The 15,346-nt window shown below is 70.8% G+C and carries 14 protein-coding genes and 1 pseudogene; 5 read left to right on the top strand and 10 right to left on the bottom strand.

The genetic code is table 11. The features are described from left to right. The first annotated feature begins 395 nt into the window (after positions 1 to 395). A complete protein-coding gene (locus ACQ614_RS00845) occupies positions 396 to 806 on the top strand; it encodes a hypothetical protein (protein WP_431676114.1) in 411 nt (136 codons plus the stop codon). Positions 807 to 825: 19 nt separating this feature from the next. On the opposite strand, the gene ACQ614_RS00840 is transcribed toward ACQ614_RS00845, so the two are convergent. Then, positions 826 to 2,244, bottom strand: a complete 1,419-nt coding sequence (locus tag ACQ614_RS00840) for a non-reducing end alpha-L-arabinofuranosidase family hydrolase (RefSeq protein WP_431676112.1) — start codon at positions 2,242 to 2,244, stop codon at positions 826 to 828. Positions 2,245 to 2,352: 108 nt separating this feature from the next. On the opposite strand from ACQ614_RS00840, the gene ACQ614_RS00835 reads away from it, so the two are divergent. Next, complete coding sequence (locus tag ACQ614_RS00835) at positions 2,353 to 2,538, top strand: hypothetical protein (protein WP_431676110.1); 186 nt, start codon at positions 2,353 to 2,355, stop codon at positions 2,536 to 2,538. A gap of 312 nt (positions 2,539 to 2,850) precedes the next feature. Here the strand turns inward: ACQ614_RS00835 and ACQ614_RS00830 are convergent, their stop codons facing one another. The 6 genes from ACQ614_RS00830 to ACQ614_RS00805 all read right to left on the bottom strand — a co-directional run bounded on the left by ACQ614_RS00830 (position 2,851) and on the right by ACQ614_RS00805 (position 10,485). Then, positions 2,851 to 3,834 carry a glycoside hydrolase family 11 protein gene (locus ACQ614_RS00830; protein ID WP_431676109.1) on the bottom strand — a complete coding sequence of 328 codons (984 nt, stop codon included), beginning with the start codon at positions 3,832 to 3,834 and terminating at the stop codon, positions 2,851 to 2,853. Between the two features lie 510 nt (positions 3,835 to 4,344). Beyond that, a complete protein-coding gene (locus ACQ614_RS00825) occupies positions 4,345 to 5,772 on the bottom strand; it encodes a GH1 family beta-glucosidase (protein ID WP_431676108.1) in 1,428 nt (475 codons plus the stop codon). Between the two features lie 55 nt (positions 5,773 to 5,827). After that, positions 5,828 to 6,742, bottom strand: coding sequence for a carbohydrate ABC transporter permease (locus tag ACQ614_RS00820; protein WP_431676107.1), 915 nt, complete (start codon positions 6,740 to 6,742; stop codon positions 5,828 to 5,830). Positions 6,743 to 6,758: 16 nt separating this feature from the next. After that, a complete protein-coding gene (locus ACQ614_RS00815) occupies positions 6,759 to 7,760 on the bottom strand; it encodes a carbohydrate ABC transporter permease (RefSeq protein ID WP_431676106.1) in 1,002 nt (333 codons plus the stop codon). Between the two features lie 153 nt (positions 7,761 to 7,913). Continuing rightward, complete coding sequence (locus ACQ614_RS00810; RefSeq protein WP_431676105.1) at positions 7,914 to 9,215, bottom strand: extracellular solute-binding protein; 1,302 nt, start codon at positions 9,213 to 9,215, stop codon at positions 7,914 to 7,916. A gap of 256 nt (positions 9,216 to 9,471) precedes the next feature. Further along, on the bottom strand, positions 9,472 to 10,485 hold the full coding sequence (locus tag ACQ614_RS00805) for a LacI family DNA-binding transcriptional regulator (protein WP_431676104.1): 1,014 nt from the start codon (positions 10,483 to 10,485) through the stop codon (positions 9,472 to 9,474). A gap of 212 nt (positions 10,486 to 10,697) precedes the next feature. On the opposite strand from ACQ614_RS00805, the gene ACQ614_RS00800 reads away from it, so the two are divergent. Together ACQ614_RS00800 and ACQ614_RS00795 are read left to right on the top strand one after the other, a co-directional pair. Continuing rightward, a complete protein-coding gene (locus ACQ614_RS00800) occupies positions 10,698 to 11,675 on the top strand; it encodes a glycoside hydrolase family 6 protein (RefSeq protein WP_431676102.1) in 978 nt (325 codons plus the stop codon). A gap of 74 nt (positions 11,676 to 11,749) precedes the next feature. Next, the gene (locus ACQ614_RS00795) at positions 11,750 to 13,051 is read left to right on the top strand and encodes a glycoside hydrolase family 6 protein (protein ID WP_431676101.1); all 1,302 of its coding nucleotides are present in this window, start codon (positions 11,750 to 11,752) and stop codon (positions 13,049 to 13,051) included. 641 nt (positions 13,052 to 13,692) lie between these two features. On the opposite strand, the pseudogene ACQ614_RS00790 reads toward ACQ614_RS00795, so the two are convergent. The 3 genes and pseudogenes from ACQ614_RS00790 to ACQ614_RS00780 all read right to left on the bottom strand — a co-directional run. Further along, positions 13,693 to 13,905, bottom strand: a pseudogene (locus ACQ614_RS00790) (DUF6296 family protein); the annotation flags it as partial. A gap of 84 nt (positions 13,906 to 13,989) precedes the next feature. Then, positions 13,990 to 14,145 carry a hypothetical protein gene (locus tag ACQ614_RS00785; protein ID WP_431676100.1) on the bottom strand — a complete coding sequence of 52 codons (156 nt, stop codon included), beginning with the start codon at positions 14,143 to 14,145 and terminating at the stop codon, positions 13,990 to 13,992. Between the two features lie 229 nt (positions 14,146 to 14,374). Further along, on the bottom strand, positions 14,375 to 14,872 hold the full coding sequence (locus ACQ614_RS00780; RefSeq protein ID WP_431676098.1) for a hypothetical protein: 498 nt from the start codon (positions 14,870 to 14,872) through the stop codon (positions 14,375 to 14,377). A gap of 294 nt (positions 14,873 to 15,166) precedes the next feature. Between ACQ614_RS00780 and ACQ614_RS00775 the strand changes: the two genes are divergently transcribed. After that, the gene (locus tag ACQ614_RS00775; RefSeq protein WP_431676097.1) at positions 15,167 to 15,322 is read left to right on the top strand and encodes a hypothetical protein; all 156 of its coding nucleotides are present in this window, start codon (positions 15,167 to 15,169) and stop codon (positions 15,320 to 15,322) included. Positions 15,323 to 15,346 lie beyond the last annotated feature (24 nt).

The following is a 15,346-nucleotide window of genomic DNA, read 5'->3' as shown; positions in this document are numbered from 1 at the left end:
CGCCAACATGGTGCGCGCAACAGCACGGTGAAGGAGGGCAACGCCGACCCGCCCTTCTCCTGGTCCCTGGTCGCTTCCGGCGGCACCGGCGGCACCGCCACCGACACCACGAACCCGCTGAACTCCGCCAACCCGCCTCGCTGCGACCGGACATCGCCGCCAACGGGACGGGCCGGCGCGTGAGCGTCGCCAACGCCGGCTTTACGGCATGGGGATCAAGCCGAACACCAGCTGCCCCGTCGAGTTCCGGGCCAGGGCCACCGCCGGCTACAGCGGCCCCTGACCGTAACGCTCGAGAGCACCACCGGCACGATCCACGCCACCGCATCGGCCACGGGCCTGACCACCGGCTGGAAGAAGTACACCACCACCCTCACCGCCGGTGCGTCGGCCCCGTGTCCGCCGCGAACCGGCTCGTCGTCTCCGCGAACGGGACCGGATCCGGCCAGTCGGTCCGGCTCTCCGTGGTGCGATGCCTTGCGCCGACGTTCGCGGAAAGCGGCGGCATCAGGAAGGATCCGGAGCAGCTGCTCGCCGACACCGAACCGGGATTCTTCCGGGTCCCCGGCGGCAACTACCTCGAAGGCAGCGTGCCCGCCAACCCGACGGCGACCACGACCGGTGTGTCCAGCCAGGTGGACAGACCCGCTTGGCTGCGCCACGTGCACCCGGTGTCGAGTGAAGTGGGGAACCCCGGCCGGCGTGCGGCTGGGGTTCCCCCGAGGTGGTGGGTGTCGGTCAGCGGGCGGAGTGGCCCGTGCCGTGAACCGCTCGTTCACGTGCCGGCATGGCGCACCCGATCGTGATCACCGTGGGTGGGGCGGGTCAGCGCTGCAGGGTGAGGACGCCCGGCCGCCACGGCAGTTGGTCGTAGGGGCCGCTCGCGGTGGGGGACTTGCCCTGGTAGAGGAACTGCAGGTTGCAGGGGTCGATGGTCATGGTCTGGTCGGGGTTGCTGCGGACCAGGTCGCCGTGGCTGATGTCGTTGGTCCAGGTGGCACCGCTGTTGGCCTTGCCAGCGAAGGGGTTGCTCTCGCTGGCGGCCTGCGGGGTCCAGGAGCCGTTCAGGCTGGTGGCGGTGAAGGAGCGGAAGTAGCGCCCGTTCGCACCCTGCGCCTCAACGATCATGAGGTACTGGTTCTGGTCCTTGACCTTGTAGACCTGCGGCGCTTCGAACAGGTTGTTCGTCGTGTCGCTCATGACCGTCGTGTAGGACGAGCCGAAGCTGCCCGGGAAGTTCCCGATCGGCATGCTGGCCCGGTAGATCTTGCCGTTGTCACCGGCGAAGAACAGGTACATGTTCTGGCCGTCGGCGATCAGGGTCTGGTCGATCGGGCCGGTGCTGGACTTCGGGATGCTGCCGGTGAACAGCGGCTGGGGTGCGGACCAGCCGTTGGGGTTGGTGGGGTCGCTGGAGGTGCGGTAGATGAACGGCCACTGACCCCACTGGTACGCCAGCACCCAGATGTTCTTGGGCGCGAAGTAGAACAGCGTGGGCGCCACCGCGGCCTGGTTCATCCCGCTCTGCCCGGCCGACGCCATGTCCGACCAGTTCGTGAACGGGCTGAACATCATCGACCCGTACGACGATCCCGACACGTTCGACGCGTAGACCACGTGCTTGCCGTTGTACACCACGTTGGTGAAGTCCTTCACCGAAGCCCACCCGTTCGCCGGCTGGGCCAGCGCACCGGTGGAGGACCACCGGTAGGTCGACGGAAGGGCGCACGTGCCGCCCGTCGGCGGGGGCGTCGACGGGCTCGACGACAGGCCGGTCCACTGCTGGTTGCTGCGGCCGTTGCACGTCCAGATCTCCACGGCCGTGCCGTTGGCCGTGCCGGCGCCCGTGACGTCCAGGCACAGCCCGGACTCGACGCCGACGATCGTGCCGTCGGAGTTCACCCGCCACTGCTGGTTTGCCGCGCCGCTGCAGGTCCAGATCTGCACCCGGGTGCCGGCCGTGGTGGCGTGGCCCGGAACATCCAGGCACTTGTTGCCGTACACGGTCAGCTGGTTGCCGGACGTCAACGTCCACAGCTGGTTGGCGCCGCCCGAGCAGTCATAGATCTGCAGGGCCGCGCCGTCGCTCTGGCTGGCGTTCTGTACATCGAGACACCGACTGGAACCGACGCCGCGCAAGGCTGCGCTGGTGGCCGCCTGAGCCGGGTTGGCGGACAGCAGCGCCGCCAACGCCGCCACGGCCGCGACCACGGCGGTGAGCATCACGGACAGATGTCTGCGCATGGGGAACCTCCTTTGTGAACGGATGGACTGTCAAACAGCGTCTTTGGCGTTAACACTCGTGCGCTGCCATCGGCGCGCGCTCGGTGGCTCGGCTCACCGGAAGTTCCAGTGCTGGCGGCGTCGCCGTCGGAGTCCCGGATCTGGACGGGTGTGCCGTTGCCGTTTCTGTCCGGCGGGCTCGTCGAGAACGCGTCCGACGGCCGCGTCGGAGAGCATGTGAACGGTGCCGGAGGCGATGCCGCCGCCAAGGTGCCGTCGCTGTTGCCGCCCGGGGCGGTGAGCGCCGCGCTGTAGGCGGGCTTCTTGTTGCCGCTGAGTAGCGGCTGCTCCAGGCTGCTGCCGCACCCGGCGTGGTCACCCCGGCGGCATGGCCGCGGGGCCCTCGGTGACGGCCGTGGCCGAGCTGACGACCATGCGTGCGGCCGCCGTCAGGGCCTCGCGGAGACGAGGCTTCCTTTTGGCCTACGGCATGACGGATCGTTCTCCTTGTGGGTGGGGGATGCCAGGCCGGGCGCGTTCTGTTAGCGCTAACAATTTACCGCGCCCGCCGGGCAGTGGGGGGAGAGAATTTCAGGGATTGCCGCGTGGAACCGGACGCCTACGGGCTCAGCTCGCGCTGCAGGAGAGCGTCGGCCAAGTGGTGCTGCCGTTCTTCATGATGGTCATGCCCCAGTTGTTGCCCGCGCCGTTGGGGGTGGCGACCAGCGTCTGGGCGTCGGGGTAGGACGCGTTGATGTTCCAGGTCGCGCTGATCTTCTCCGGGGAGGGGATCTTCACGATCACCTTCCAGGTGTTTGATCCGGTGACCGAGACGTTCAGGTTGTAGCGGTCGCTCCACGAGGCGCCGGCGGAGAGCGTCGTGGTGCAGCTGCCACCTCCACCGCCGGTGCCGCCGCCGGTGGAGGAGCCCAGCGTGATGTTGGAGCTGCCGCTGCTCTGGTAGCCCTCGGTGGCCATGATCTCGTAGTTCATGGTGCCGAGGTTCATGCCGTACCTGGCCCACGCGTCGAAGTGGTTTCCGACGGTGATGGTCCCGCCGGTCCGCTTGGTCTGCCGGACGCTCCAGTACTGGTTGAAGGTCTTGATTCCCTCGATGGAAGGGGCGTTGTACCGCGTCGTCTCATAGATGTCGTAGGTGCCGCCGTCACTGGTGACGGTGCCCTTGTACGTGCCGGCGGGCTTGTAGGAACCGTAGTTCTCGACGATGTAGTACTCGACGAGCGGGTTGGTGCTCCAGCCGTAGAGCGACAGGTAGGCGTTGCCGTTGGTGCTCCAAGTACCCGAGTAGCTCACCGGGTTGCGGGACCCGGTGCTCCAGCCCTTGCCGGCGACGAAGTTGCCGGCGTTGGTCCACGAGGTGCTGTAGTTGCCGCCGCCGTTCAGGGACATCGAGGCCGCGCCGGTGCCCTCGGTCCAGAACGAGTAGAAGTATCCGCCGTCGGTGCCGGTCCGGTTCGTGGTGACGGTCGCGGCATCGGCGGTGCCGGGCAGGATCAGGACGGTCGAGAAGGCCAGTGCGAGGACGCGCGCCTTGTCGACGAGTCGCCAGGGGCGACCGGCCTTGCGGCTCTTGGGGTGGGGGAGGTCCACGAGAGTGATCCGTCCTGCTGGTGGGTGGGTGGTGGGTGCAGCCCTGAGCCACCGACGACTGCGAGGGGTGGGACGGCGTCGCGCGGCGGTGTACAGAGTCGATCTGACAGCAGCATCGCTGTGTCCGAAGCCAGTTGGCGAATGCAGCCCGGATCCAGGGCCGTTCGGACTTGTCGACGGCGACAGTGTTGGCCTGTACCCGACAGGATGTCAACACTTTCGACCAAGAGAGCGATAGATTCGCTCCCGCCTCAAGTCCACCATCCTCAGAAAGAGACTGGCCAGACGTGTGACGGCCGACGCGTGCCTGAAAAACTCGACCTGCCCCTCGCTCGATTTCCCCGCGATCTTCTCGGGCTTGCCGAAATCTGCAGCAACAAGTGTTCGAAAGTTTCGCCCACTGCACCGGCGGCCGCTCGCGGTGCTGCCGGCAGTCCACCCGGCTGCTGCCCGGCGCCTGCGGCCGGGCGACAGCCGGTGGGTGAAATGGGATCCCGCGGAGACAGGCGGTCAGGCCAGTCTGCCCCGGCGGATCACCTGCGAGTACCAGCAGGCGCTGGACTTGGGCGTGCGGACCAGCGTGTCGTAGTCCACGTGCACCATGCCGAAGCGCTTGCCGTAGCCGTAGGCCCACTCGAAGTTGTCCATCAGTGACCACAGGTAGTAGCCGCGGACGTCGGCGCCGGCGTCGATCGCGTCGGCGATCGCGCTCAGGTGCCCCTCGATGTACCGGATCCGCTCCGGGTCGTGGACGCTGCCGTCGGCGCCGACCACGTCCTCGAACGCGGCGCCGTTCTCGGTGACCAGCAGCGGCAGGCCGAACTCGCGGTGGAGGGCGGTCAGCGAGTCGGACAGCCCGGTCGGGTCGATCGGCCACCCCATCGCGGTGAGGTCCTCGTTGGCGTGGTGGAAGGCGACGTCCTCGGCGCCCGGCCAGGGGCTGTGCGGGCTGTCGCCGTGGCCGTCGTGCCGGGGGAGGTCCTTGGCGTTCTCGGCGGAGGAGACCACGGTGGGGTTGTAGTAGTTGAGGCCGAGCAGGTCGATCGGGCGGGAGATTTCGGCGAGGTCGCCGTCGTGGACGAGTTCGTCCCACTTGACGATGTGCGCGGTGTCGCCGAGGAGGTCGTCGTCGTAGCGGCCCTTGAACATCGGGCCGGTGAAGATCCGGTTGCCGACGGCCTCGATCCGGCGGGCGGCCTCGAGGTCGTCGGGGTGCTGGCTGAGCGGGCGGATCGCGTGCAGGTTGAGCGAGACGGCCAGCTGGGCAGAGGCGGGCAGCGCGGCGCGCAGCGCGCCGACGGCCAGGCCGTGGCCGAGGTTGAGGTGGTGGGCGGCCTTGAGCGCGTCGGCGGGGTCGGTGCGGCCGGGGGCGTGCACGCCGGAGCCGTAGCCGAGGAAGGCGCTGCACCAGGGCTCGTTGAGGGTGGTCCAGGTGCCGACACGGTCGCCGAGCGCCTCGGCCGCCAGCGCGGCGTACTCGGCGAAGCGGTACGCGGTGTCGCGGTGGGGCCAGCCGCCGGCGGACTCCAGCTCCTGGGGGAGGTCCCAGTGGTAGAGGGTGGCGACGGGGGTGATGCCGTGGGCGAGCAGTTCGTCGACCAGATCGCGGTAGAAGTCCAGGCCGCGCTCGACGGCGGGACCGCACCCGGTGGGCTGGATCCGCGGCCAGGCGAGCGAGAAGCGGTAGGAGGTGAGGCCGAGCTCGCCCATCATCCGGACGTCCTCGCGGAACCGGTGGTAGTGATCGACCGCGATGTCGCCGGTGTCACCGCCGACCACCTTGCCGGGGGTGTGGCTGAAGGTGTCCCAGATCGAGGCGGTGCGGCCGTGCTCGGTGACGGCGCCCTCGATCTGGTACGCGGCGGTGGCCGCGCCGAACGCGAAGTCCGCAGGGAACGCGCGGTGGGCGGAACGGTTGGGCGGGGATGCCATGGTCATGGCGTTCGTGCTCCAAAAGGTGTGGTGAGGTGTGCGGGGCAGGACTGGCGGTCGGTCAGCCCTTCAGCGCGCCCTGGGTGATGCCGCCGACGATCTGCCGGCCGAAGACGGTGAACACCAGCAGCAGGGGCAGAGTGCCGACGAGCGCACCGGCGGTGATGACCGACCAGTCGGTGGACCAGCCGGTGCCCAGTCCGGCCAGAGCGACCTGAACGGTGGGGTTGGTGGCGCCGTTCATCGCGATGATCGGCCACAGGAAGTCGTTCCAGGACTGTACGAAGGCGAGCATCCCCAGCACCGCCATCGCGGGCCGGGCGACCGGGACGACGACGTGCCAGACGACCCGCAGCGAGTTCGCGCCGTCGACCCGGGCGGCTTCCAGCAGTTCGGTGGGCAGGGCCTGGGTGAGGTACTGGCGCATGAAGAACACGCCGAAGGCGGTCACCAGGGTGGGCAGGATCAGGGCGCCGAGCTGGTTGCCCAGTCCCAGGTGCTTCATCAGGATGAACAGCGGGACGATGCTGACCTGGGCGGGCACCGCCATGGTGGCGACCACCAGGGCGAGCAGCGCGCCGCGGCCGGGGAAGCGGAGCTTGGCGAACGCGAACCCGGCCAGCACGGAGAATGCCACGGTGCTGAGCGCGACGGTGCCGGCGACCAGTGTCGAGTTGAGCAGCGCGACGCCCATGCCGCGCGCCCCGGCGTTGTGCCAGACGTAGCCGACGTTGTGGAACAGGTTCCCGCCGGGCAGCAGCGGCGGCGGCGTGGAGATCACCCGGTGGCTGTCGGTGGAGGCCGCCACCAGCGTCCAGTACAGCGGGAACAGCGAGGCGAGTGCGACCAGCACCAGCGTCGCCAGCGCGAGCGGTCCGGCCCGGTGCTGGCCGCCCGCGCCCGGCGCGCGCAGCCGAAGCCGGCGCCCGGCGCGGAGGCGGTGGGCGGGGGAGTCGGGGGCGGGGACGGTGGTCATGTGCATTCCTTCCCGCTCACTTGGCGGAGCGCAGGCGGCGGGCGATCAGGGTGTTGGCCAGGCCGACCAGCAGGAGCAGGCCGAACATGATCCAGGCGATGGCGGAGGCGCGGCCGAGCATGCTGCTGTGGAAGCCCTGGTCGTACATGAGGATGCCGAGGGTCTCGTACTGGTGGTCCGCGCCGCCCTGATGACCGCTCTGGCCGCCGAACAGGTAGGGCTCGCCGAAGAGTTGGGTGGCCCCGATGGAGGAGACCACGACGGTGAACAGGATGGTGGGGCGCAGTTCGGGGATGGTGACGTTGCGGAACTGCTGCCAACGACCGGCGCCGTCGATGGCGGCGGCCTCGTACAGTTCGCGGGGGATCGCCTGCATCGCGGCGAGGTAGATCAGCGCGTTGTAGCCGGTCCACCGCCAGATGACGATCACCGAGACGGCGATCTGCGAGCTCCACGGGCCGGCCTCCCAGCGGACCGGGCCCGCCCCCACCAGGCCGAGCAGCCAGTTGGCCATGCCGCCCTCGGGGCTGAAGATCAGCGCGAACACCAGGGTCGCGGCGGCCACCGAGGTCGCGTACGGCGCGAGCAGCGCGGTGCGGAAGAAACCGCGCACCGGGAGCTCGTAGTTGAGCAGGTGCGCGAGGCCGAGTGCGGCCAGCAGCTGCGGGACGGTGGACAGCACGCCGAGGGTGACGGTGTTGCCCAGGGCGTTCCAGAAGAAGTGGCTCGGCGGGCCGAACAGCAGGTCCGAGTAGTTCTGCAGCCCCACCCAGTCTGCCCGGTCCACGTTGTAGAGGCTGACCCGGTGCAGTGACAGCCAGCCGGTGTAGAGCAGCGGGAAGAGGCCGAAGGCGGCGAACACCAGGAAGAAGGGCGCGACGAAAAGGTAGGGCGAGACGAGGTGGTCCCAGCGGTGGAGCCGGCTGCGCAGGCTCGTCGGCTCCCGGCGGCGGGCCTGCGGGGTGGTGGGCGGTGGACCGGCCGGGTCGCTCCGGTTCGTGCGGGTGGGGGTGGCCACAGGGTTCCTCCGTGCCGTGTCGACCGCTGGGTGGGTCGACGCGTCGTTCGTGAAAGGGGCGTGGGGCGGGCAGCCGGTCCGGGCTGCTCACGGCGGCGCCCCGCCGTACGGGCCTCGGGCGGGCGGGGCCCGTACGGCGCGGCGCGCTCTCGGCTACTGGACGGTGCTCGCCACCTGCTTGAGGGTGGCGGCCCAGGCCTCGTCGGCGCTCTTGTGGTTCTGCTCCATCAACAGCACGCCGTTGCTGAAGGCCCCGTGCAGGTCGCCGTGGTGCGGGCCGGTCTCGGCCGGCGTGATGGCCTTCGCGGCGGTGGAGAAGATCTGGCCGGTGGGGGCCTTCGGGCCGATGTAGGGGTTGGTGAAGTCGGTGACGCCGGGCAGCGTGTACGCCTTCTGGTTGGCCGGGATGTTGCCGACCTTCCGGAAGACCTTGGCCTGCTGCTCGGGTGCGGTCAGCCAGACGGCCAGCGCCTGGGCCTGCGAGACGTGCTTGCCGGAGGCCGGCACCGCGAGGAAGGAGCCGCCCCAGTTGCCGGCGGCGGGGGCCTGCGCGATGTTCCACTTGCCGGCGTTGCCGGGGCCGGAGAACTTCTCGATGTTGGCCTGCTGCCAGGACGGGCAGACGGTGGTGGCGAACGTGGAGTTGGAGAAGGCCGTCTGCCAGGGGGTGTCGAACTCCTTGAGGCCCTGGGTGATCCCGGCCCGGACCGTCTCGGCGGCCAGCTCCCAGCCCTTCCGGACACCGGCGGAGTCCTGGTAGGCGATCTTGCCCTTCCGGTAGTACTGCTCGGGGCTGGAGGAGACCACGCCGTTGTACAGGCCGGAGGCGGTGTCCATGAAGAAGGTGCCCTTGGGCGCCTTGGCCTGGTACTGGCGGCCCGCCTCCACGTACTTCGCCCAGTCGCCCGCCCACAGGGCGCTGACCTGGGCGGGGTCGGTGGGCAGGCCGGCGGCGGCGAAGAGGTCCTGGCGGTAGCAGATCGCCATCGGGCCGACGTCCGTGCCGAGGCCGATGGTCCTGCCATCGGAGGTGGTCGCCTGCTGCCACTTCCACGGCAGGTAGGCGTCCTTGTCGACACCCGCGGCCTTCGACATGTCGCTGAACGCGCTGCTGAGCTGGTCGGAGGTGGCCAGGGCGATCCGGCTCACCTCCAGCGCCTGGATGTCGTCGAGCCCGCCGCCCGACAGCCGGGTCTGCAGGGCGGTCCAGTAGTCGCCCTCCTGGGTGGTGGTGTTCTCCGTGATGGTGACGTTCGGGTGGGCCTTCATGTACTCGTCGAAGAGCCCGGCCTCCTTGTAGCCGAAGGTGCCGAAGTCGCCCACGCTGAGCGTGATCTTCGCGTTCGGGTCGTCCGAGCCGGACCCGGTGGAGGAGCAGCCGGTCGCCAGCAGTGCGGTGACGGCGGCGGCGGAGACGAGGGCGGCGGTTCTGCGGGAACGGCGGTGCGGGGACATGGATCCTCCGGGTTGGTGGGGTGGGAAGTGCGCGGGGCACGAGGGGAGGGGCCGCCCGGAGGGACGTAGCCGGGAAGGGCTGCGGAGCGCGACGGATGGGAGCGCTCCCAGGCGGTGGAGTGAACCCTGCTCCGGCGGTGGGCGGCTGTCAAGAGGCGATCTTGGCGGATCGTCGGTGGCGTTCCGCCAGGTCGGGGGCAGGGCTGACCGCCGCGCCGCAGGCCGGTGCGGGCGCGGTCGACGGGCCGGCGGTCGGTCAGGTGGAGTCGCGTTGGACCAGCGTGGTGGGCAGGATCAGCGGACTCGGCCGCTCGCCCGCCATCAGTGCGAGCAGCATGCGGGTCATCTCCCGGCCGATGTTCCGTATCGGCTGGTGGACCGTGGTCAGCGGCGGCTCGGTGATCTCGGACACCGCCAGGCCGTCGAAGCCGATCACGGCGACGTCCGCGGGAACGGCCCGGCCCGCGCGGCTGAGCACCCGCAGCGCTCCGGCCGCCATGTTGTCGTTGGCGGCGAACACCGCGTCCAGGTCCGGATGGCGGGCCAGCAGCGCCTCCATCGCGGCCATCCCGCTGCGCTCGGTGAAGTCGCCGGCCTCCTCGGCCCGGTATGGAAGGCCCGCCAGGGTCAGCGCCTCCAGGTAGCCGCGCCGACGGGCCCGGCCGACGTCGGTGTCCAGCGGTCCGGTGAGGGTGGCGATCCGGGTGCGTCCGCGGGACATCAGGTGCTCCGTCGCCTGCCGGGCGCCGAGCACGTTGTCCACGTCCACGTAGTACGGGACCTGCCCGTGCAGCGGCTTTCCGCCGAACACGGCGGGCACGCCGGCGGCCAGGGCCAGCGAGGTGAGCGGATCGTCCCCGCGCAGGGACATCAGCATCACCCCGTCCACCGCGCGCGTCCGCAGCAGCTGCTTGACCCGGATCTGCCCCCGGGCGGAGGTGGCCAGACACAGCACCAGGTGCAGGTCGGTCTCCTCCAGCACGGTCGAGGCGCCCGCGATGACCTGCCCGTAGAACGGGTCGGCCAGCACCGCCGGATCCTCTCCGGAGATGATCAGGGCCACCGCTCCGGCCTGCTGCGTCGCCAGCGCGCGGGCCGTCGGATTCGGGACGTACCCGAGCTCCTTGATCGCGCGCAGCACGGCCTCGCGTTTGTCGCGGCTCACGTTCGGGGCGTTGTTGAGCGCCCTGGACGCCGCCGTGCGGGACACGCCGGCGCGCTCGGCGACCTCGTCCAGGGTCGGCCTTCGGCGCGTCGGTTGCTCCGTCATGGGTGGTTCACCTCGGTTGTGATGCCGGTGCACAGCGTACCGCGCCACCCATCCGAAACGGACTGGAAGCGCTTCCAGTTTGGGGACTGTACAGCGGTCGGGCGCCAGTGGAAAGTCAGGCCAAAGTCTTGACATGGCATCGAGAGGCCCTCAATCATCTGGCAACTGGAAGCGCTTCCACTCCCGCCCCCACCCACAGCGAAGGAAGCCACATGCGCCGCTCGCGCCGCAGCACGGCCCTGCTCATCGCACCAGCGCTGACCGCCCTCCTGTCCGCGGTCAACCCGGGGACCGCGTACGCCGCCGACCCCACCGGCATGACCAGCGGCTTCTACGTCGACCCCAACTCCAGCGCCCAGCAGTGGGTCAACTCCCACCGCGGGGACGGCCGGGCCCCCGCCATCCAGGCGTCGATCGCCAACGTGCCGGCGGCCCGCTGGTTCGGGAACTGGAGCGGCACCATCGGCACCGCGACCGGCGCGTACGTCGGCGCGGCCGCGGTCGGCGGGAAGCTGCCGATCCTGGTGGCGTACAACATCCCCAACCGGGACATCTGCGCCGGACAGTCCGGCGGCGGAGCGGGCTCCGCCGCCGACTACAACGCCTGGATCGCCGCCTTCGCCAGCGGCATCGGCAACCGGCCCGCCCTGGTCGTCCTCGAACCGGACGCGCTCGGGCACGAGAGCTGCATGACGCCGGCCCAGATCTCCGAGCGCAACACCATGCTGCGCAACGCCATCGCCCAGTTCACCGCCAAGGCCCCGAACACCTGGGTCTACCTGGACGCCGGAAACCCCGGCTGGCTGAGCGCCACCACCATGGCCAAGCTCCTGGCCGATGCGGGAGTGGGCGGAGCCCACGGGTTCTCGCTGAACGTGTCGAACTTCTACACCACCGGCCAGAACACCACCTACGGCAACGCCGTCAACGCGGCGCTGAAGTCCTCGTACGGGTACACCAAGTCGTACGTGGTCGACACCAGCCGCAACGGCAACGGGTCCGACGGCACCTGGTGCAACCCGCCGGGGCGCCGGATCGGCACGCCCACCACCCGCACCGGCGGCGGCCCCGAGATGCTGCTGTGGGTGAAGTCGCCAGGCGAGTCCGACGGCAACTGCGGCACCGGCGCCGGATCGACCGCCGGGCAGTTCCTGCCCGAGGTCGCCTACAAGCTGATCTACGGCTACTGACGCCGGACCAACACTCCGCACCCGCTCGGGGTCGGGCCGCCGTGCCGGCCCGAGCGGCCCAGAAGAGGAAACCGATGAGACCCCGCATCCCCCGCCCGTTGGTCCCGGTCGCGCTGGCCGCACTGTTGACCGGGCTCGCCGTACCGGGCCAGGCCCAGGCGCAGGACCGGCCCGCCACCGGCCACACGCTGCCCGCCGACACCCGCTTCTACGTCGACCCCGACAGCGACGCCGCCAAGCAGGCCGTCCGCTACATGCTGGAGCACGACCTCGCGGGCGCCACCGCCATGGCCAAGCTCGCCAGCTGGCCGGAAGCCGACTGGTTCACCGGCGGCACCCCCGCCGAGGTGGAGGTCCGGGCCCGCACCCTGGTCCGCCACGCGGCCCGCACCAGCACCGTCCCGGTCATCGTCGCCTACAACGTCCCGCTGCGGGACTGCTCGCAGTACTCCAGCGGAGGAGCACAGTCCGACGCCGAGTACCGGGCCTGGATCTCGGCACTGGCCCGCGGCATCGGCAAGAACAAGGCCGTGATCGTCCTCGAACCGGACGCCCTCGCCAACCTGCCCTCCGACTGCTCCCCGGACACCGACCCCACCGGCGCGCTCACGGCCGGGCGGATCGCCGACCTGCGCCACGGAATCGACGCACTGGAGCAGCAGCCCAACACCGTCGTCTACCTCGACGCCGGCAACAGCCACTGGCAGAGCGTCGGCAACGCCGCGAAACGCCTGCTCGACGCGGGCGTCGAGCAGGCCCAGGGCTTCTCGCTGAACGTCTCCAACTTCTTCGCCACCGGCCCGTCCGACCGTTACGGCACCTGGGTGTCCAACTGCCTGTGGTTCGCAACCAAGGGCCCGGAGTACGCGCGCGGCCACACCGACTGGTGCGCGAGCCAGTACTACTCCCCGGCCGCCCCCAACGACGGGCAACCGGGGAACTCGGTCAACGCCGACGACCCCGGCACCTGGCACTGGACCGACCAGTGGTTCCAGCAGAACGTCGGCACCCCGCCGACGAACGAGCTCACTCACTTCGTCGTCGACACCGGCCGCAACGGGCAGGGCGCCTGGACCCCGCCGCCCGGCAAGTACGCCGGCGACCCGCAGACCTGGTGCAACCCGCCCGGGCGCGGCATCGGTGACCGACCGACCGCCGCCACCGGCACCCCGCTGGTCGACGCCTACCTGTGGATCAAGACCGTCGGCCAGTCCGACGGCGAGTGCAACCGCAACATCCCCGGCGGCACCGTCGATCCGGAGTACGGCATCGTCGATCCGGCGGCCGGCGCCTGGTGGCCCGAGCAGGCCATGACCCTGGTACGCAACGCCAACCCCCCGCTGACCTTCGGCCCGTTCGCCCGACCGCGCGGCTGACCGGGGACCGGGCTCCGAGGTTTCGTCGGCCGTCGGCGGCGACCTTTCGGGACCGGGTGGAGGGGCCGGCCTGTCCGGCGCACGCTGGAACCGTGGGCACGAACTGCTCACCGCGTCGCTCTGCGCCACGTCGGCGAACATGCCGCCGAGCTGGGCCGCGACTGATGCGCCTTCAGGAGACAGCCGATGCCCTGGTGCTGGTGCTGGTGCTGCGGCAGACGGGGCGCTTTCGCGCTCTGCCGGCAGGCCGCGTCCGGGAAGCCTCTCCTGGGTGGTGACCGGTTTGGTCATCAACCGCGTTGTTGCCGGCATGGCCCAGGGCTCGAACGGGTATGTCAAAGGTCGGGCCCGGCCGGCACTCCCCCACGGAATACACAGCCGGGCCCAGGCGAGGCACCAGGGCCGCCCCGATGCTCCCCCCACGGAGGCAGAGGCGGCCTTCGTCTTGCCCATCGCCGCTACGCACAGTACATGACAAGTCTACTCATCGCTACCGTGCAACCGGCTGGACGTTCGGGGCGCCCCTCACCCGCTCTCTCTGGTCGGCATCGGCTTCTGACCGGCCGGCGCAGAGGGCCCGCTCCGGTACCAGCCGGGTGGGCCCTCGGCATCGGGAACAACGGGGTGTCGATGATGGGCTACTACCGCGCTCTCTTCGATTCTCCGCCTGTCCGGCGCCGCGGGCCCGGCAGCGGCACGGCGTGCAGACACGTGTGCCGGCCCTGCCCGGCCGGCACTGCCGACAGTCGGGCCACCTCTCCGGTGATCTCCACCCGGAAGGTACCGGCTGCGTCCGCGTACACCGGCGCTCCCTTCCCCGTCACCTCGCCGGTGGCGTGGACGATGACCACTTCCGGCGGGTGTGCCGGCCGGGTGTGCCGGCCGGGTGTGCCGGCAGGGTCACCGCGTGGCGCGAGGGGATGTCCATGGTGATCGCCTCACGCCGTGGGCCGGGCGCCGCCGCCCAGGGTGTTGAGGCCGAGCGCCATGGCTTCCAACAGCTCCTGCCGCGCCGCCCGGTAGGACGCCAGGACGCTCAACAGCCCGGGCGCAGCGGCGCCGTTCGGAACGGGACGGGGGTCGTCGGCGGTCACCCGGCCACGATGGCGCACCCGGCCGCGCCTGGCCGGTGGCACCCGGGCCTGGCCGGGCAACTTCACCGGCTCCCCGCCACGGCTCGAGATCACGCCGCAGCGCCGGAGCCCCGGTGCGAAGGTTGCCCGGCCTGTGGTCGGCACTGTCCCGTGTCAGGTGATCTTGACCGTTTACCAAACGATTTTGACTGGAGCTTCCGCGTTGCTGGCTGGGCGAGGGACCCGGCCGTCAGGACAGCGGACGGGCCAGCAGCTGGGCGGCCAAGTCGTGCAGTTCGGCCACCAGCTCCTTCGTCAGCCCGCCGCAGTGCTCCTGTTGGTCCTCCGCGAGATACAGCCATCCGCGGACCGGCCACAGCGGGGAGCCGGGGTCGTCGGCGGGGCACAGCTCGAAGCCGATCCGCTCGGCCGCCACCAACGGATCGAGGCGGCCGTCCAGCAGGTCCCGCAGGCAGTACCGGGCCAGCTCCCAGTCACGGGCCTCGGGGGTGGCGGGCAGCCGTAGTGCCGGCCAGAGTTCCTGCTCCAGCTCGGCCAGCAGTCGGCGCGCCTCCAGAGCGTCCCACTCGGGCAGCACGCCGAGCTCCCACAGGCTCGGGGTGTCCGCCCCGCCGGCCAGTGCCGTCCGGGCAGCCTCCACCGCCGCGGCGACCGTCTCCGGATAGCCGCCGGTCCCGCGCTCCAGCAGCACCCGGCGCAGCGGTTCCAGTGCCTGGTCCAGCTCCATGGCGCGAGCGTAGCCGCCTACTCCGGCCTGGAGCGACGCGTTTTGATCCGGCGGCAGCCGGCTCACTCCGCCAGCACGGCATCGCCGCTGCGCCGACCCCGCTCGCGGACCAGGCGGTGTCTGCGGCGTTCGCCGCGCCCGCGACGCCCGGCGCTTTCACCCCTGCCGACGTGGTGGCGGGTACGCGCCCTGCCGCGCCGCTGCGCCCGCGTCCGGCTGCGCCCGCGCCCGGCTGCGCCCGCGCCCGTCCGTTCGTCGTCGCGGCGTCCGGCCCGCCGGGCGGCGCCGGCGGCGGTGGACCCGCGGTTCCCGAACGGGCCGCTGGCGGTCCTGGACGGCGACGGGACGGCGTACTGCGCGGGCGGGGTGGTTTTGCAGTGCCCGGCGGCGACGGTGCCGGAGCTGGTCGAGTGGGCGCTGCGCGAGGCGGGCCTGGGCGCCCCCGGCTGATTCGTAAGTCGATGGCGTCCAAGG

The organism is Kitasatospora dryopteridis, from assembly GCF_050749075.1.
Lineage (GTDB): Bacteria > Actinomycetota > Actinomycetes > Streptomycetales > Streptomycetaceae > Kitasatospora.
This window is presented reverse-complemented; position numbering and strand designations above follow the sequence as displayed.

Coding starts and splice junctions, on each gene's coding strand:
- ACQ614_RS00805 (WP_431676104.1), bottom strand. CDS start 10,485: ATGACGGAGCAACCGACGCGCCGAAGGCCGACCCTGGACGAGGTCGCC.
- ACQ614_RS00810 (WP_431676105.1), bottom strand. CDS start 9,215: ATGTCCCCGCACCGCCGTTCCCGCAGAACCGCCGCCCTCGTCTCCGCC.
- ACQ614_RS00825 (WP_431676108.1), bottom strand. CDS start 5,772: ATGACCATGGCATCCCCGCCCAACCGTTCCGCCCACCGCGCGTTCCCT.
- ACQ614_RS00780 (WP_431676098.1), bottom strand. CDS start 14,872: ATGGAGCTGGACCAGGCACTGGAACCGCTGCGCCGGGTGCTGCTGGAG.
- ACQ614_RS00800 (WP_431676102.1), top strand. CDS start 10,698: ATGCGCCGCTCGCGCCGCAGCACGGCCCTGCTCATCGCACCAGCGCTG.
- ACQ614_RS00820 (WP_431676107.1), bottom strand. CDS start 6,742: ATGACCACCGTCCCCGCCCCCGACTCCCCCGCCCACCGCCTCCGCGCC.
- ACQ614_RS00795 (WP_431676101.1), top strand. CDS start 11,750: ATGAGACCCCGCATCCCCCGCCCGTTGGTCCCGGTCGCGCTGGCCGCA.
- ACQ614_RS00840 (WP_431676112.1), bottom strand. CDS start 2,244: ATGCGCAGACATCTGTCCGTGATGCTCACCGCCGTGGTCGCGGCCGTG.